Genomic DNA, 16648 nt, shown 5'->3' on the forward strand with positions numbered 1-16648 from the left:
CGATTTTCCTTGCGACAGCAGAACATCGACCTGGCGCAGCTTCGCGACGATCTCTTCGGGTTTGTGCTTCTTCTGGGGCATTCCAACGTCCTCCTACGGCTCAATAGCCTACTTCAGGGAGGACCACTTTTCAGGGGGCAGACCAACCTTCGGTTTTACCAAACGCCCGAGCAGGTCGAAGCGATCCTTTCGGTAGTCGAGAAAGCAGATGTAGCTTCGACTGACTGGAAGATGATAGCCGACGAAACCGATGAAGACGTGCCAGAAATGGTGAAGGCTGTATATCGTAAGGGCGAAGATCGGAACCGCCATCTCATTCTTCTCGACGATCACGGTGCCGGGTTTTTCGGTCTCGAATTAAAACCGAGGCCAAGCAACGTTAACATCAAGGTTCCTGATGCGCATGTTGATCTGCATGTTCGCGGCGACCAGATACTAATCACGTTTTGGGATGGCGATCAGCGAAACACGGTTACTCTGACTGAGGAAGATCCCGCTGATTGGCAGAAAGCGCTGGATGAAGCACGCAATAGCCCTGCGGGACTTGTTGTCGACGAACTCTATCACGGCGAGTTAAATGGTGACGGAAAGTTCGACAGAGATGAAGATGAGTAGATTATAGTGGCGCAGACACCAATCGTATCTGCGCCAGGCTGCTGACGGGTATTATCTCATCTTACTAATCGCTTGTGCCTGCCTATTTGCATATAACGAGCAGGCCTAACGACCAAATCATCGAAACTAGCGACTTTGAGAGCTTCGCTCGGTCTATGGGATGGAGGTAATTCCGGCGGGTTGTCGATAAAAATAGTTGGGATTAGTACTTTAATGGAGAAGTTATCAACCCTTCGGTTCTCCGGATAGTTTTTTGCGAAACTGATTGCCTCATCCAATACCTCGAACCGTTTTCGTTCGTAGTGAGGTTTTTCATTGATCCGTCCTTCAACGTCAAAACTCCAGAAGAGATCAGTTTCGTGTTGGGTGGCGGTTATCGTTAGCTTGAGGTAGTCGTGGTACTTAGCTCCGAATAGCTTGCTGAAAAAGGAAGGAAGATTCCAGTTCGGCTCGTACGAGAATGCGTGTAGTTCAACGTAGCAATTGCCTTCATTCAGCCACTTGCCTTCCCTGGTTTGGCTAAAGGCTTCCCGTGCTTGTTGCTCTTCACGCTCTTTATCTCTCTGAGCTTGAATTCGTGCTAGCTCCTCGCGACGTGCCAATTCTTCACTGGCTCTTTTGGCAAAGGCGTCGTCCATTGCAGACGCGCGGTCTGGATAAAGTTCTGCAAAACTCTGAATGCATGCGCTTTTTGCATCTTCAAGCGATACCCGGAAAAATTCCTTACCCTGACGGCATTTGGCAAGAATTGCATGAGCGCGCTGTTCAACTGCCAGTGGGCTGCCTATTACGGGCAACGCCCATTCGACCTTGAAACCCGTTGGCACACCTGTGACACCGGAAAGAGCCGCAGCTCGATCTGAAGCTGTTCCTGTTGTGAAGCCGATTTTCAGTAATCCAGGCATAGAGGTGTTGCTCAGGATATAAACCTGGCCACTTACGACGGCATCAAGCTCGGTCGGCGCTTCGACTATTAAGCTTTCAGGAATAATTGCAAGGTATTCACTGCGGCTTCCAGACCGAAGTCGACGGACTTGATAATCGAAACGGACTCGATCTCCATTTATCACAGGAGACAAGTTGTCGTTTGAAAAGATGGTGAAAGTGTTGCGACCAATAGTGAAACTGTGAGCTTGGCTTCCGTTCATTGCCACGCGCGATGAACAGTTCGTTACAACTCCAGATGCCTGCTTGGCCGCCTTACCTGATGCAGATCTATATCCCTTAGCCAACTGTATGCCCCATGCCAAAATTCAAGCGTCATTAACAAAATCAACGATGAGAAATCAACCGATATAACTCGGAGCGAGAATGCTAATCAGAAATTGATAATTGGGATGCTAGCGATCAATCGATGTCCTCATAGGGCTTGCCCCCGATGGACACGATCCGGACTTTGCTGAAGTCCACGCCATGGAAAGCGTCGTTCTTTCTCCGTAAGCCAGCTTGGTCAATTTCACCGCGTTCCAGCATTCGAGCATCGCGATTTCGGGAAAGCTGCTTAGTGTAAGTCGTCCATTCGTGCAGGTTATCAACAATCTGGATAGTTCTACCTCCTTCGTCGACGTACTCACGAGAAATTATAGCGTGGATAATCCGGTCTCCGAATTCATCGAATTCAGGTTCAGGTATTTCTGGGTCAGGTATTTCTCCAACTGGAAACTTCATATTTATTCTCCTAACGATATCAAGATCATTATTCTGGAAGTACAAGCATGAAACCAGAGGTACCTTATCGTGAGCAGCAGGTTGAAATAAAAACACGATTTCAGGTTATGCAATTAAAACGGGCTGAAGCCATCCGGCTAAGTATGGCTTCAGTACCTGTTAATGGAAATTACGACGTCTTTGGGCGTGTGAAGAGGACAAATAGCCCCAAAATAATATCGCCGATTACCCAAATACTCAGGATGAGCATTGCGCCGATCCCCGTGCCAATGGCGGCACCTGCTTGCTCAGCGCCAGACAATCCGCTCATGCCCTGACTTGCATTATTCATACCGGTGATGAACCAGAGTGCCATCAGGAGATTGAAAGCTATAAATGACCATTTGAAAAGCTTGCCCATGAAACCACGACGTGGTTTGCGCAATGCTACACCGCAACTAGGGCATTTGAAGGCGCTATCACTAACATCCTTGCTACACTCCGGACATTTAATCATTGCCATATTAAGTCTCTCCTACTGCTGTTTTGATATATCGCTGAAATGGAAAAGGAACTCAGGATCAGTCATAGCTCCCCTGATTGTTAGGCTAGTTTCACGGATTCCGTCTTGTTCCGAGCGAAGGAAACTTCCCGATATCTCAACGGCATCCCCAAGCGTCATTTTTGATAGTTGGCCGTAAAGCGGAGTGCCTTTTTTGATCATGGTGTTGTCCACCAGGTCCGAGAGAGCGTTATTCCATGTGACGACTTCAACTGCTGGAGAGAGACGTACTGAGATGATTGCGTGGCCATCTGTATTCGTTTCAAGTCTGGTCAGCGTTCCCTTCCAGCCTTTAACCGTTAAACTCGAATCCAGTGACGACATAAGCGCAACACGACGCTCATCACGAAGGCTACTTTGCTGGAGCTCGTTCGCCGTCGAACGAAATCGTTGTGAGAATTCATCTACGGCCGAAATAAAGTTCTTCTGACTTATAGGCAGAGCTAAAGCAGTTTGGGGCGATGATGTATGTCTCATGCTGCCAGCTTTGTCTGTGGACTTTTTTGGCGACGCAATGGCCGCAATTACCACAATTGCCAATAAACCGCCCCCAAGCCATTTAATGGCTTTATAACGGGACCGCCGTGCGCCGCAGTTTGGGCACATCTTAGCTTCAATAGATATCTGTTTGCCGCATGACTTACATGCGATCCACAAGGACTTCGATTGCATACAGGCCCCCCTGATAAACCGAAAATAAATTTACCTACTGTATATTCCAATAGAAATATTCAGTTTTAATTTGAAATGTTGTAACTCGCGATGGAGAGATTATTCATAGGATTAACTAAACCACGACCGGATTCTCGCAAAAATTGAGCGTTTATCTTCAATAACGGCACTGAATACATACTCAACCCGTTTGCCTCCCATCACATCTCTTAGAGGCACGGCAAAAGTGGTGTTTTTCTGATCGTCAGAAATTGGGCCTGATGAAGAAATGATTTTCGGCCCAGAAATTTTCCACGTAAGCGTGTGGCCATGAAGCGACTTGGAAAGCATTCGATCCACGTCCGGATCGCTAGCATTCGTTTTATTGTTGCCCTTCATTGATACCCAGACCTGAGCAACTATATTTTCTCCCTCTTTCTTTAAATGAGGAAGCATACCGCCTTCTTCAGGTGTAGATGGCTTAGCGTTCATAGCAGCGATCAATTGATCCGTATCGCCTTCAATATGCCATTTGCAGGTTACTGTATTGTCACTGACCTGCATGTCATTTTTCATTGAAATGCCGTTTAATGCCTTTTGACTGGCCAAACCTGAACAGAAACCTTCCGGTGTTTGTTCCGCGAATGACAGTGCGGATTTCATTACCGAAAGATCGATATCAAGTGTAGTCGTGCCGTCCTCGTTGATCGACATCGATTGCTGCATATCGAAACATCCCGCTAGCATAAACGCCAACGGAATCAGTGCTGCGCCCTTAAACTTCATGTTTCCCCCATGAACCCCATACAGCCAGTATTATTAATGGATTACCAATCCATTGGCGCATTGCCAATAAGAATTATCTGGGAAATGGAGAATTCTTCCGGTCGTGTTCGTGCATTGCGAAAACTTTGAAAGTCGTCAGGGACGCTGGCCGTTATAACCAGATAAAAGGGGATTTGGTTTCGTTTTAACGGTCATCCAAACTTGGGACGTGGAGGTCGATATGACGGTTCGCTGAGCCATTGAACAGCATCGCAAGATAGAGGGTCGTTCTTGCGCCAATTGTTGCATGCAAGGAATTTCTTGCCCGACGTTTTCGACGTCCGTTCTACCATGAAACCTTTACCGCATTTCGTGCAGTTTGGCGTAGGTGCGCTATTGTCACCCTTGACGTCAGGCTCAGGGATGTCAGCCTTCGGCCATACCGCGTATCCGCAATTTTTCGGATCGTCTTTACCGAAATACTGATTGCAGGATTGGAAATCACGGCCGTCTCTGGTCTTTCGATACACCAGTTTGCCTTTCTTGCACTTTGGGCAATCAAGGCCCGTGACATCCTCTTCCTCTTTCGGCCAGATCGCAGACCGCAGTTCTTTGGATTGTCTTTACCAAAATATTGCGAACAGCTCAGGAAGGGTTTGCCCGCCTTGGTCTGTCGGGTCATCATCTTACCCTTCTTACACTTCGGACAGGTCTCACCATGGCCTTCAATCGGCTCGATCTTGACACCCGAAGACGAACCGCCCGCCGTTTTTTTCGTCTCAATGATCGTCTTCAAGCTCTGGACGAGTTCATCAATAAACATGTCGGCGTCGTCAGCACCCTCTGAAATCGCCTTCAGGCGTTCTTCCCAAGCGGCCGTCAAACCAGGCGAGACGATGTCTGAACTCAGTTTCGACGCCTGATCGATCAGAGCACCGCCCTTGCTGGTGGAAGTCAGCTTTGTTTTTCCCGCGCGCACCAGAAGACCATTTTTCAGAAGGCCTTCAATTATGTTTGCACGCGTAGCTTCCGTGCCGATGCCCGATGTCTCTTTGAGCATCTTTTTGACAGCCGGATCGGTGACAAACTTGTGCACCGCTGCCATTGCGCCGATGAGCGTGCCATCATTAAAGGCAGACGGTGGTGTCGTCCGTTTTGATGTGACATGGGATGCAGAAACAGAAACGGAATCCGCTTTGGTCATGGCTGGCAGCGCTTGCGCATCGTTGTCGCCTTCCTCTTCATCTTCGTCGACCGCGTTTGCACCATAGACGACCTTCCAACCTGCATTGGTAATCTGCTTGCCTGTCGCCTTGAATTTCTCGCCTTCGACTTCGACGGTTGCGGATAGCGCGTTGTATTGGTGATCGGGATGAAACTGGGCAATGAAGGCTTTGGCGATAAGTGCGAAGACAGAACGTTCCATCGGCGTCATTTTTGCAATAACGGATGCCGTGGCTTCCATCGTGGGGATAATACCGTGGTGGTCACTGACCTTGCTGTCGTCCCAAGCTTTCGATTTCAAAGACATGTTGGCAGCGGATGCGGCGTCTTTGTGCTCCATGATGGCAGCCAGGTTCTGCATGATCTGCGGAGCCTCGCCATCTAAAATCGATTTCGGCAGATAGCGACTGTCGGAACGCGGATATGTCGTAGCTTTTTGTCTCTCATATAAAGACTGTGCGACATCGAGCGTTTCCTGAGCCGTCAATCCGAGCTTACTGGAGCATTCGGACTGCAACGCTGAGAGCGAATATGGAAGAGGGGCGGACTTCGACTTGGCGGATCTCGTGAATTCGATGACACGACCTGATTTTCCTAAAATCTTGTTGGTGATGGCTTCTGCTTCAGATTTGTCGATCAGACGGCCTTCGCTATCGAGGCCGCTCAAATCCTCGGGGATCACGTAGTTCGCCGAGAAGTCGCCGTTGGCATGTTTGAAGGTCGCCCGAGGCAGGTAATGGTCAACAGCCTTGAAATTCGCGATCTCGCGGTCACGGTCGACAACCAGTTTCAGTGTTGGAGTCTGGACGCGGCCAATGTTGACGACCCCGTCAGCGCCTGACTTTCTCCCTTCAATGGTTGAGAAGCGAGTCATGTTCATGCCATGGAGCCAATCGGCTTTCGAGCGAGCGACAGCGGCGTTGAATAGATTTCTCTTCTCAGCGTTCGGGAACATGCCTTCAATGGCTTTGATTACGTCTTTCTCGGCAAATGAGGACACCCATACTCGGCCGATTTCCGAGCCAAACGGGTCAATGCCGTTTTCTTCCAGCAGTTCGTCGACCAACAACTGCCCTTCGCGTTCAGCGTCGCCTGCGTTGATGATCCGCTTTGCTTTCGGCAGCAGGCTAACTACGTGGGCAAGATGAGCAAGCTTGGATGCCTGTCTCTTTTTGGCTTCAGCATTCTTGTCGAGGACGCTCTGAGATAGCGTATGCGGCGTTCGCTGCCACTTTTCAGGCACGATTGGCAACGTGGACATCGACCATTTCTTTAGGTCGGGATCGTAAGCTTCAGGCGAAACCAAGCCGTACATATGTCCGTAGAGCCACGTAATAGCATCGTTGCCGACTATCCAATGGCCTTTGGATTTTTCGGGCTTGATGCCCAGCATCTTACCCCGCGCGGTTGCCAACGCTTCAGCCAGATTAGGTTTCTCAGCGATATATAGATTTTCGAATTCTTTGAATGCCATGTGTTACTCCTTCAACAAGCATAATTGTCAATTATGCTGTTGGGAGTTTGAGCATGTGTCAAATCTGGTGAGCGAGTAGACCGCTTAAGACCGAAAACATTGGGATTTCAGAGGCTTGTCGGCGGAAACAGTATCTGGTCCACTGTAAAAAGATAGAAAGTTATATAACTATCGCACTTTACGCTTGCCATCATGGTTTCAGGGTTATATACCGAAATCAACCAAACGGAGGACGACATGAACCTGACAGACCACGCAAGCGCCAGAATGCAACAGAGGGCATTCCCACGACATGTAGTTGAAGCCATCGTTCAATACGGAGCTGGCCAAATTGTTCGGGGTGCTGAGAGCATCATGCTGGACAGGCGAGCGCTACGCATGGCTGCCGAAGTTGATAATCGTCTCGCAATCGAACTGGAACGGTATCGCGGCGCTTACGTGATTGTCGGGGATAGCGGTCAAATCGTTACCGTTGCCCGCCGTAAACGCCGCCTAAATCACTAATCATCATCTATCATCATACAAACTGGAGAACACGATCTTGGCTCAGGATCTCTCAATCGCACGCGCATTTTTCGACAAAATTGATGGCCAGAGCGCCAACAACATTCTGACCGATCCCAAGCTTTCCATTGAAAGAGATGGCAATATTCAGGTCTGCTATTCGCCATTCGACCACATCGAGAAGTCTGCTCGTCTGGTAATCGTGGGCATCACTCCTGGTATGACGCAGGCGGTAAACGCCTTGAATGCCCTGAGTGATGCAAAGCTGGCAGGCACATCCATTGAGGAAGCACTCCGCACCGCAAAGATGACGGCCAGCTTTAGCGGAGCTATGCGCTCCAACCTGGTTGAGATGCTGGATTTCGTTGGAGTAGCAGATCTCCTGCACATTCAATCAACAGCGTCATTGTTTGAATTCGGCTCTACAGACATGCACTTCACGTCTGCGTTGCGGTATCCCGTCTTCGTTGACGATAAGAATTATGCGGGCAATCCGTCGATGCTTAAAACGCAATTGCTTCGGAGCATGGTTGAAACCCATCTGGCAGAGGAAGCCAAACTATTGCCAAACGCCATCTGGTTGCCACTTGGACCACTCGCCGAGGAAGCTGTTCTTCATGTCGCGGGTCAAGGTCACCTGAAGCGAAACAACATTCTGGTTGGCATGCCACATCCATCCGGTGCCAATGCTGAGCGTATTGCGGTATTCACGGGTAGAAAGTCGCCTTCGTTGGCGTCGATTAAAACGAATTCAGACAAACTTCTGCACGCGGCTGACAGGTTGAAGAAGCAGATCGCAAATCTGAAACTGGGAGAAGCCGCGTGAGCAAAAACGTACCGTACACCTGGGAACAGGTCGAATCCGACATCAGAAAGGCGATCTGGGTTGCCATCGAAGCAATCGGCATCTTCACTACCAATGAAGCGTATTCCGAAATGCTCGGCGACGAGAACGCTGACGAAGACACATTCGACATCAAACGTCACGGCATCTATTTAATCGTGCGACGGTGTTATGACTACGCGTACCAGCTCAATGGTTTCGAAAATGCCACGGTAGAGACGTGGACCGAAGCAGATATGCTGTTGAATGGTGCAATGCCAGTCTACACTCATAATTATGAATCGCCATTGAGGAAGGGTGAGGAATCACCCATTCGCGTGGTTTTGGAAACCTTTTTCGCTCGATACAAAATGAACGTCGAGGGAGGAGGCTTGAATATCAAAGAGCTTTCTCTTCTGGCTGGGATGACAGAGTCAGTTGCGAGGGCGTCCCTAAGCAAGGAAGGCTTCAAGCTGGATGGTAGTGAGCTGGATGCGGCTGAAGCTCTGCGTTGGCTGACCAAACGTCGAGGCTTCATTCCAAATAAGGGGGGAGCCCTTGATGGGCAGAAGAAGGCTATCGTCGAAGGGCTGGTCTTCGATCAATCGATGACCTTCAGCGAGATCATCTCTGAGATCAGCAGGCGATACAGCACAGATATCTTCGAATTCACGCAGAGGATGCCAGACGCCGACAAAGAATGGATATTAGCCTTCTTTAAAGGTGACAAACCCGACATCCGGTTAGACTTGCTGAAGTCCATTGCGAAGGAGTTGGAAGCCCCGGAAGCAATGTTCGTCGGCCGCGCGGTTACGCACCTTCTTGGATAGACGTCACATCAGTCGGAAGCCATCTGTTGTTGGTGGCTCCGAGAAATTGGTCGGCTCGCAATCGAGCCTATGCGGCGTCTGCATCATCTTCGTCCGAGTTTTCCGCCTGTATTGTCTGCAATGGCAAATTAAGCACTCGGGGATCATAGCCAGCCGTACACCATTCGCTCGCGAGTTGCTTGCTTGCCCGATCAAAGAGCATGAGCAAATATGACATGTTTCCCGCAAACCTGCCTTCGATGTCAATCAGCAAGGTGGAACGTTCGGGAACTCGGGTGAACTGCTTGCTGAAATCCTCAAGCTCATTTCTGTCTTTTAGCAACCGATCAATGGCAAAAAAGAAAACCAGGTCAGCATCATCGTCAAGTGAAAGCCGTGGCCGAACGAAAGCATCAACGACAGGGCCGACCAATTTAATACGGCTCGCGACCCCAAGGCCCACTGCATCGAGCCTTACATACGAAGGCGACAGGTTTCCATTATAAAACTGTTTGATTTCGATTCTTCTGTCGAGTTCGTCATCGCACATCAAAGCGTGACGCATGAGCGTTTCGAAATCAACTCGCTTTTCAAAAAATGATTGCAATCTCTCGCGCCCCATAATGCCCCAACGCAGTTAGCTTCAGCAAATCTTGAATTACAACCTCTGAAAATACTTAATCACACCAATGTGACTTCTGCGTGCATTGAAGAGGTGCAGTACCCAGAAACTCGTTTTCATCAGCATGTAAAGCTGCATATATTGCTTTGGGGTGATAGCAAGACGGGGCGGACAATGAAATCGGGTTTCAAATTTCTGGCGACTACGATTGCGATTATCATTTTGATGCCAGCTCCGTTTGCGATGGCCGCCGATATCCGGCCTGTTGAATCCAAAAAATGCAGATATTTGCTGTCAGGCCCCATCGTGAAGGGAGACGATGAAAAAATTGACGCCATCGTCGCGAAAAATGGGGATGGCGTCGATGCAGGCAATAGCATCTGTCTCGATAGCCCTGGCGGTAATTATCTGGCTGGCAAGCAGCTATATGATGCATTCATGGCTGATGGTTTCGCGACCTATGTTCGTAAGGGAGACCAATGCCATTCGGCCTGCGCCATTGCATTCCTAGGCGGTAGCCAATGGGGCGATTTCAGACATCCGTCAAGGATGATGGAGCCCGGTGCTGTTATTGGATTTCACGCGCCTTACGTGAAACTTGAATCCGGCAAAAAATACGATGCAGATTACGTATCAGCTCTTACGCGCGCCGCTTTTGGAATTGTCAGCTCACTGATTACGGATCAGGAAGCGTTAAAGATTTCCAGACGGTTCCTGACCGATTACATCCTGTTTGACTCCGAGGAAACGAGAGCCATCCAGACCGTCGAGGATGCAGCTCATGCAGGGATTGTAATCGATACAAAACCAAAGAAGATTCCACTATCGCCCGAAGCTATTACTCATGCATGCGAAACACTGTTTGGTGTTTATGGTAGCAATTTCATAAACCCCGACACGGCGACTTCGCCTGATTTCCGAACAGAAGACTCCGAGTTTTCAAAGAACACCTCGGAGAAAATCGAGATCGATAAAGCAAGCTGGATCAGGGTCAGCACGCTTCATGACTGGGAAACACCTTATCAGACGGCGTCCTGTGCATTCAGAGCCGAGAACGGTGCCAACGGTGATATCGAAGTCATCCTCTGGTCAAATGACGTTGCAGAGGAACCGAAGTTGGAAAACGCACTTCAAACTTTGAAGACGTCGGTTCCATGGTGGTATTTTGTGCCGAAAGACACGAGGATTGAAGATCTCGGTAAGTAGGTGAAGCAGCGACGAAGAAATCCTATTCGTTATCCCAACTCTCCTCTCAAGAATGCAGCCACTAAGTTCGGTTGGGCGTTAAGTTGGGAGCGAATTGGAGCATTGTGGGCCTGACAGGTTAGTGCTAGTTTTATAGCAATATCTGGGTTTACCAATACAAGTGCTCGGGCTGCGTCGATAATTGGAGGACGTTTTAAAACTTCTCCAGCTACCCCTGCGCCTAACATAGGTATATTATTTATGATACCTATTACAGCACTTACTTGATTTGCATAGCCAGCCGAGACGGCCGAATTAATATAATTGATCGCTTCTTGCGCGCCTTCATTATGACCCCAATCGGTAGTGCACCATTTCATCTGTACTCTAACAAATTCTCTTTGAGGATCAGATTGCGGCAATTGAACCTGTTGGTTTGGTGTTTGTACTTGACGGCTTGGTGGTATGGGTAAAACTGATATTCTCGATGGATTGAATGGTGGAACACAGATACCGCGTTCACAAATCCTATCGCCTTTACACTGGGTATCAAATGAACATCCTTGAATTTCCTGCGAATATACAGATTGTATAGTGAGCGATAAGACAGCAGTAACAAGTACGACATTAGTTTTGGCCATAAGATCCTCCCAATATTTAATTTTGCTGTTATTCTTTGATTGAAGACTGAGAGTTTGCATATCATTCAGGCATTATGGTCTACGTGGATACAATGGTTAATTCCTCCCCCAATTGGGTGAGGTGCGTGACAACCTACTTTCATATATTCTGTACGTCGGGGCATTACGGACTGGGGAACCGTCAGAATGGATATCGACATTGTAAAATTGGATAGCGCCCTCGACAGAGCACTTGAAGCTGCCTTTGACACCTCGCTGTGGAAGGAAGTCATTGGTGGAATAGCGGATGCCACGGGATCGTTTGGTGCGAATATCATTCCAGCATCGAAGCGGAATCCCGATCTGGTGATACATACGGAATCCTTGTCGGCGGCTTTCGAAGACTATTTCAATGATGGCTGGTATGCGAATGAATGGCGGTTGCGGGCTTTGCCGTTTCTGAAGAGGGGAGGGACAGCCTGCGATCAGCAATACACGCCAAGGGATGTCTTTGAGAAAAGTGCATATTACAAATTCCAAGCGAAGTATGGCATTGGTCGCACATGCATGATTGGCTGGAATGCTGCTCCAGATGACCTCCTGGTTTTGACATTGCATAGACGGCTCGATCTGGATTTCTACGACGAAGACGAAGTCGCCATTTTCACACGGATGCGGGAGCGATTGATGATGTCAGCGGATCTCATGCGTCAACTACATGAAAGCCGACTTGGCGGCATGGCCGATGCATATGAGATGGCTGGAGTGGCGGCAATCTTCTTTGACCGTTTTGGCAAAGTCACTCAGGTGACATCGGATGCCGAAGCAATGCTGGGCAGGGACCTGTCGGTTGCAAATCGCGAACTGAAATCCCAACGCCACAACGAAACATCCCGAATACGCGAAATAATGCAATCCGTCGTCGACGAGAAATGGCTTTTACCGGATCCAAAGCAAATTGGCCGTGTTCTGATCGAGCGAGAAGGCAAAAGCCCATTGATGTTGCGCATACAGCGCCTGGGCGGGAACCTACCGGATTTCTTCGCGAACGCTATCGGAATAATTCTGCTGGACGATCCCGATAACGATAACGTCGCATCGCCCGAAATGCTCAGAACGGTTTTCAAGCTGACACCGAAGGAAGCCGACATCGTCAATAAGCTCTGCCGAGGCATGTCTCTTAGAGAGATCGCTGACTGCTCTAACATGTCCTATGAAACTGTGAGAACACACCTGAAGTTTGCCTTCTCAAAAACGAAGACCAACAGGCAATCTGAATTGGTTGCGTTGGCAAGCAAGATCAGTCCACGAGACTGAACCGCCGAAAGAACCGAGTCCAGTCGGTTCCACGGCGGTATATTGCGCGAAAGAGAAGAGGAATGTCGACCTCAATAAATAGATATAGCCGATAAAGGTCGGAATCCTTTATCTCAGTGTCAGCTTACTCGGGTCTCCGTGCATTTTTATACGATTTTTTCCGAGCATGTTGGAAAGCATTTCTACTCTCACCATTAGGCGTTCTTTTTGCCTGCCATCATATGTAAAAATAGCTAGTCGTGGTTCAGGGTCCAAGTCCAACTCAATCGATCCATCTGCAATACCCTGTAATGCACAATTGGTGCGCTCGGTTGACCGCATTGTATTAATATCGTTTTGGAATTGGCAGACGGCACGGTATGCATCTATTATCTTATGCTTATGGCGTTTAATCTGAATAGAATACCTATTTATCTGATCAATAATTTTATTATTGAACAGGTCTGGGTTTACATATAGTTTTGCTTCCCAGAAAACCAGTCGGTAAATCTCCTTCGATTTCTCCAGATGAACAATATCAATGCGATCATGCTTTGATTTTGGCCCATTGTCCGACTGTACTGGTGGCTCGGCCGATTCATCGGAACTCTGTTTCAGCGAAAATTCGATATCTATGACGTTCGGATTTTTCGTGAGAATGCTCGAAACGCCATAGCTTTCACTTGATGGCGGAGAATAGTACAAAGCTGCCGCTTTGATAGATTTAAGTGTTTCGCCTGGCACATACTTCGTCTGCATGCTTTCGGCGGGGGTATACCGAAATTCCTCATTTTCAAGAGATATGTATGACCGTGATTTTTGGGGTTCCTTGATCAAATATTTGACATGGGTATGGGGAATTGCTTTGCCATTCTTGAACTCAATACGGTGCACTAGCGCTCCCTTTGCATAGGCATCTACACGGTTGTCGCGCAATGCAAAGAAAACGTCACTGTCCTGAAGAGCATCTTTGAACCAATTATCATCACCTGCTGTTGCTAGGCGATGGAGGATTTCCATATTCTCAGGTTTTATAAATCGTCTGAAAGCTTCGCGTTTATTTGAACTCATTCTCTGCTTCTCTTCTTAGATTTCTTGGGTATGTACAAGCTCAGTTTCTTGATTCAATCAAAGCTCAGGCTTTTGCCGATGGAACCTTTTTTGAGGGTGACATAGCGTAGATTTCCGTCGCGTGGGTTTTCACTCACACAAACTCCGTCTCCGTCGTTACCAACTCCACACCACTGAGTGGATACACTGTTTGTCGGATCTAATATGGACATTACCTCGTCCTGGTTCATGCTCGGAGATAATTCATCTATTTTACCGGTGTTGACCAATCGTTGAGCAACATCGTCGGCAGGATGTTCACACATATCAAATGCGGAGCAATTAAATCTAATCTCAGTTGTAGAAATCCGAACTTGAGCGGAACCCTTTGTGCAAAGATAAGCTCTTATACTATCTCCCTCCGGTGTCCCTTTCTTAAATAAACTGTTTGTCTCGCCAATGCACTGGTAGCCATCGGAATTTAACTGGTTGATCATATCAGAATAGTCCATCGACCAATCCAAACCTTTAAGGGATATCGGAGCGGCGAACGCGGCGCTCGAAAAGATTACCATGGACCCCAGTAGACATGGAATTATAATGCGCATTTCAGCCCCCATATTTGGATGTTTCACCAACATTGTACATTGATTGTTACACTTGCAGCCATTCACCGTCCTTTGAGGGAACGACATTCTCGAAGAGTTCGGAAAACCGCTCCGGGAAGAACGTATGAATAGGAACCAGCCTCTTCGGGGAAACGGCAATTGCATATCGCTGCAAATCCTGAATATCGGCATGGCCCGATGTGTGGATTGTCTCCATAGGAACACCTAATGCTTTGCAAGTAGCGATAAACTTTGTTCCGGATTCCTCCTGCAAGTATCCGTCCCATTGCGACCAGATAGCTCGCGCGCCTTCCAGAGCGCCGATCTGAGACAGTTCGGTCATCATCCACGGACGAACGATCATTACTGAGCTCGAAGCGATATTCGTCAGCCCTTCGGGATAAATCCGGCGACCTTTGTAGCCGTCGACCAAATGGGCGATCCCGTTGCGAACAAGATGGCGTCGTTGAAATTGCGGAATGAAAACCTTCACATCGTCCCAGCCATCTGATGGCTTTGGAATAGACGCGGTCTCTGTTGCCTTCAGAACTTCGGCTCCGTATGCATCAACCAGTAGCTGACGACCATTCCGTTTAGCTGCTCGATAGACGCTCACCACGCGGTCGATATTCTGGACGGAACACGCAACCAACAGCATCCCGGACGTTCTCGTAATCGCTTCTCGCAGGCGCTCTTCAATCTCGGTTTCGGTTTCAAATCTTTCTGATGCGGTCAATCGCCCAAGGCTGGATCCTTCCATCAGCATCACGTCAATGGCTTTAGGTGGATTGTCGATGAAGCCTTCAAACATCCGGGCTTTCCGACCATGTCCGCGCACATCGCCTGAATAGAGAACGCGTTTTCCCCCAGCTTCTACAACCAGGCTGTAGGCATCAAAACCCGAGTGATCCATGAGATGCGGTGTGATCTGGAATGGCCCAATATCAAAGGTTTTTTTATGTGAATAGGTGATGGCATTCGGCGGGGCATAGCCGCCTGGCACAAATGGTTCGGCAGCCTTTAAAATGGATAGGGTTTTCTGCCCCAGATAGACAGGAATCTGCTTATCTACCTTTGGCAACAATCCCCAATGATCCCGATGCCCATGACTGAGAACGACGCCCTGAACGTTTTGAATATCGGAAATGGCAGGTAGTTCGGCGTCCTCATATTCGACATCGAGCGGTTGCCCCAGATCAACGAGAATTCTTGCTCCGTCGTGCTCCAATTCGACGCAAGAGCCGCCAATTTGATCGCTACCGCGATGAATGCAGATTTTCATGTTTCCCCCAATATCCCTGCTATATCGATCATGTGTTTCGATTGTCAGTCAAGCCAAGTTTTCAACGCTCCGATAATGCGGGTCGCCATCAATTGAAACTTGATCTTCGGGCAGCTCGAACGCGCCCATTATCATGGACAACAAATCTTCACGCATGATCTTCCCATCGCACAGAAGGAGAAATCTGCGCGTGTTTCGACAATATGAGACGCGGCCGCGTGGCCATTCCTCATATTCGAAGACGTTAGCAATGCCTCGTTCCAATGGCGCTACCTTGGATTTCCGCCATCGGTTCCAGGTAGTATAATGCCCGGTGCCGTAGGTGATCATATCGCCATATGGCTCGCCTTCTGCAATCGGGCAGGAAGCAGACAAAAGCCTGACGCGGTTCTGCCACTGCACAAACCAGAAGATACCCACTTTGCCGACGCTGATTTCATCCATGCTGAATTCCCCTTTCAGGCAGTAGATGTTCTTGCGGCACTGGGACGGAATTAATCCATTCGACCTCGCCTAACGTCCGGAAGTGAAGGATGGCATTTTCAATGACTTTCCGGTCAATGAAAGGTTCGTTGACAACGATGTCCAAGCCGACTTCATTGGGAAAGCTGCGGTTGATCTTAAAACACTCGTGAATTTCGGTGTTGATTGGAAGCTCGAACCTGTCCGCATCGAGAAATGCAGCTCGAGCGGTTATAATGAAGGCATTCCAAACGGTTTGACCGTCAGAGCCAACAAACAGAAAATCGAACCAATCCGAGGCTTCATCATGTTCATCCAAACGTAACTGGCTGGTGAAATGGCCTCCATAAATCGGAGTATCGAGCAAAATCCGCCATCGCCAGCGAATGAAGGCATCGCGGCGCTTGCGATAGGGCAGGCTTACGAAAGGGCGTTTGATACGATCCAAA

19 protein-coding genes are annotated in these 16648 nt (G+C 48.6%); 6 read left to right on the plus strand and 13 right to left on the minus strand.

Annotated elements, in window-relative coordinates:
• On the plus strand, positions 1-615 hold a 615-nt coding region (locus FJQ48_RS22355), incomplete at its 5' end, for a hypothetical protein (protein WP_180350177.1).
• Positions 616-671: 56 nt separating this feature from the next.
• On the opposite strand, the gene FJQ48_RS10680 is transcribed toward FJQ48_RS22355, so the two are convergent.
• From FJQ48_RS10680 to FJQ48_RS22695, 6 genes are all read right to left on the minus strand, one after another.
• A complete protein-coding gene (locus tag FJQ48_RS10680; protein ID WP_139975108.1) occupies positions 672-1847 on the minus strand; it encodes a GIY-YIG nuclease family protein in 1176 nt (391 codons plus the stop codon).
• Between the two features lie 115 nt (positions 1848-1962).
• On the minus strand, positions 1963-2283 hold the full coding sequence (locus FJQ48_RS10685) for a hypothetical protein (RefSeq protein WP_139975109.1): 321 nt from the start codon (positions 2281-2283) through the stop codon (positions 1963-1965).
• Between the two features lie 169 nt (positions 2284-2452).
• A complete protein-coding gene (locus FJQ48_RS10690; protein WP_139975110.1) occupies positions 2453-2785 on the minus strand; it encodes a hypothetical protein in 333 nt (110 codons plus the stop codon).
• 12 nt (positions 2786-2797) lie between these two features.
• The gene (locus FJQ48_RS10695; protein ID WP_139975111.1) at positions 2798-3496 is read right to left on the minus strand and encodes a zinc ribbon domain-containing protein; all 699 of its coding nucleotides are present in this window, start codon (positions 3494-3496) and stop codon (positions 2798-2800) included.
• A gap of 111 nt (positions 3497-3607) precedes the next feature.
• Positions 3608-4261: a hypothetical protein gene (locus tag FJQ48_RS10700; protein WP_139975112.1), complete on the minus strand. Its 654-nt coding sequence runs from the start codon at positions 4259-4261 to the stop codon at positions 3608-3610.
• 325 nt (positions 4262-4586) lie between these two features.
• Positions 4587-6938, minus strand: a complete 2352-nt coding sequence (locus FJQ48_RS22695) for a DNA topoisomerase 3 (protein ID WP_139975113.1) — start codon at positions 6936-6938, stop codon at positions 4587-4589.
• Between the two features lie 237 nt (positions 6939-7175).
• Here FJQ48_RS22695 and FJQ48_RS10715 point away from each other — a divergent pair, with 237 nt between their 5' ends.
• The 3 genes from FJQ48_RS10715 to FJQ48_RS10725 are packed head-to-tail and all read left to right on the plus strand — an operon-like array spanning position 7176 to position 9095.
• On the plus strand, positions 7176-7442 hold the full coding sequence (locus FJQ48_RS10715) for a hypothetical protein (RefSeq protein WP_139975114.1): 267 nt from the start codon (positions 7176-7178) through the stop codon (positions 7440-7442).
• 37 nt (positions 7443-7479) lie between these two features.
• Positions 7480-8268, plus strand: a complete 789-nt coding sequence (locus tag FJQ48_RS10720; RefSeq protein ID WP_180350179.1) for a hypothetical protein — start codon at positions 7480-7482, stop codon at positions 8266-8268.
• A complete protein-coding gene (locus tag FJQ48_RS10725) occupies positions 8265-9095 on the plus strand; it encodes a hypothetical protein (protein WP_139975116.1) in 831 nt (276 codons plus the stop codon). Before FJQ48_RS10720 ends, FJQ48_RS10725 begins: the two co-directional genes overlap by 4 nt.
• 67 nt (positions 9096-9162) lie before the next feature.
• Here the strand turns inward: FJQ48_RS10725 and FJQ48_RS10730 are convergent, their stop codons facing one another.
• Entirely contained in the window at positions 9163-9681 is a 519-nt protein-coding gene (locus tag FJQ48_RS10730) for a hypothetical protein (protein ID WP_139975117.1), read from the minus strand.
• Positions 9682-9870: 189 nt separating this feature from the next.
• Between FJQ48_RS10730 and FJQ48_RS10735 the strand changes: the two genes are divergently transcribed.
• Positions 9871-10902, plus strand: a complete 1032-nt coding sequence (locus FJQ48_RS10735) for a hypothetical protein (protein WP_139975118.1) — start codon at positions 9871-9873, stop codon at positions 10900-10902.
• Positions 10903-10931: 29 nt separating this feature from the next.
• On the opposite strand, the gene FJQ48_RS10740 is transcribed toward FJQ48_RS10735, so the two are convergent.
• Entirely contained in the window at positions 10932-11522 is a 591-nt protein-coding gene (locus FJQ48_RS10740) for a hypothetical protein (protein WP_139975119.1), read from the minus strand.
• Between the two features lie 186 nt (positions 11523-11708).
• Here FJQ48_RS10740 and FJQ48_RS10745 point away from each other — a divergent pair, with 186 nt between their 5' ends.
• Complete coding sequence (locus FJQ48_RS10745; protein WP_139975120.1) at positions 11709-12818, plus strand: helix-turn-helix transcriptional regulator; 1110 nt, start codon at positions 11709-11711, stop codon at positions 12816-12818.
• 108 nt (positions 12819-12926) lie between these two features.
• On the opposite strand, the gene FJQ48_RS10750 is transcribed toward FJQ48_RS10745, so the two are convergent.
• From FJQ48_RS10750 to FJQ48_RS10770, 5 genes are all read right to left on the minus strand, one after another.
• Positions 12927-13868: a hypothetical protein gene (locus FJQ48_RS10750; protein ID WP_139975121.1), complete on the minus strand. Its 942-nt coding sequence runs from the start codon at positions 13866-13868 to the stop codon at positions 12927-12929.
• 53 nt (positions 13869-13921) lie between these two features.
• Entirely contained in the window at positions 13922-14359 is a 438-nt protein-coding gene (locus FJQ48_RS10755) for a hypothetical protein (RefSeq protein ID WP_139975122.1), read from the minus strand.
• Between the two features lie 142 nt (positions 14360-14501).
• Positions 14502-15737 carry an MBL fold metallo-hydrolase gene (locus FJQ48_RS10760; RefSeq protein WP_139975123.1) on the minus strand — a complete coding sequence of 412 codons (1236 nt, stop codon included), beginning with the start codon at positions 15735-15737 and terminating at the stop codon, positions 14502-14504.
• 48 nt (positions 15738-15785) lie between these two features.
• On the minus strand, positions 15786-16181 hold the full coding sequence (locus tag FJQ48_RS10765) for a hypothetical protein (RefSeq protein ID WP_139975124.1): 396 nt from the start codon (positions 16179-16181) through the stop codon (positions 15786-15788).
• Positions 16174-16647 (minus strand): hypothetical protein, encoded by a 474-nt coding sequence (locus FJQ48_RS10770; RefSeq protein ID WP_139975125.1) that lies wholly within the window; start codon positions 16645-16647, stop codon positions 16174-16176. The genes FJQ48_RS10765 and FJQ48_RS10770 overlap by 8 nt, the downstream gene beginning before the upstream one ends.
• Position 16648: the final 1 nt, after the last annotated feature.

Source organism: Ochrobactrum sp. CGA5, from assembly GCF_006345815.1.
Classification (GTDB): domain Bacteria; phylum Pseudomonadota; class Alphaproteobacteria; order Rhizobiales; family Rhizobiaceae; genus Brucella.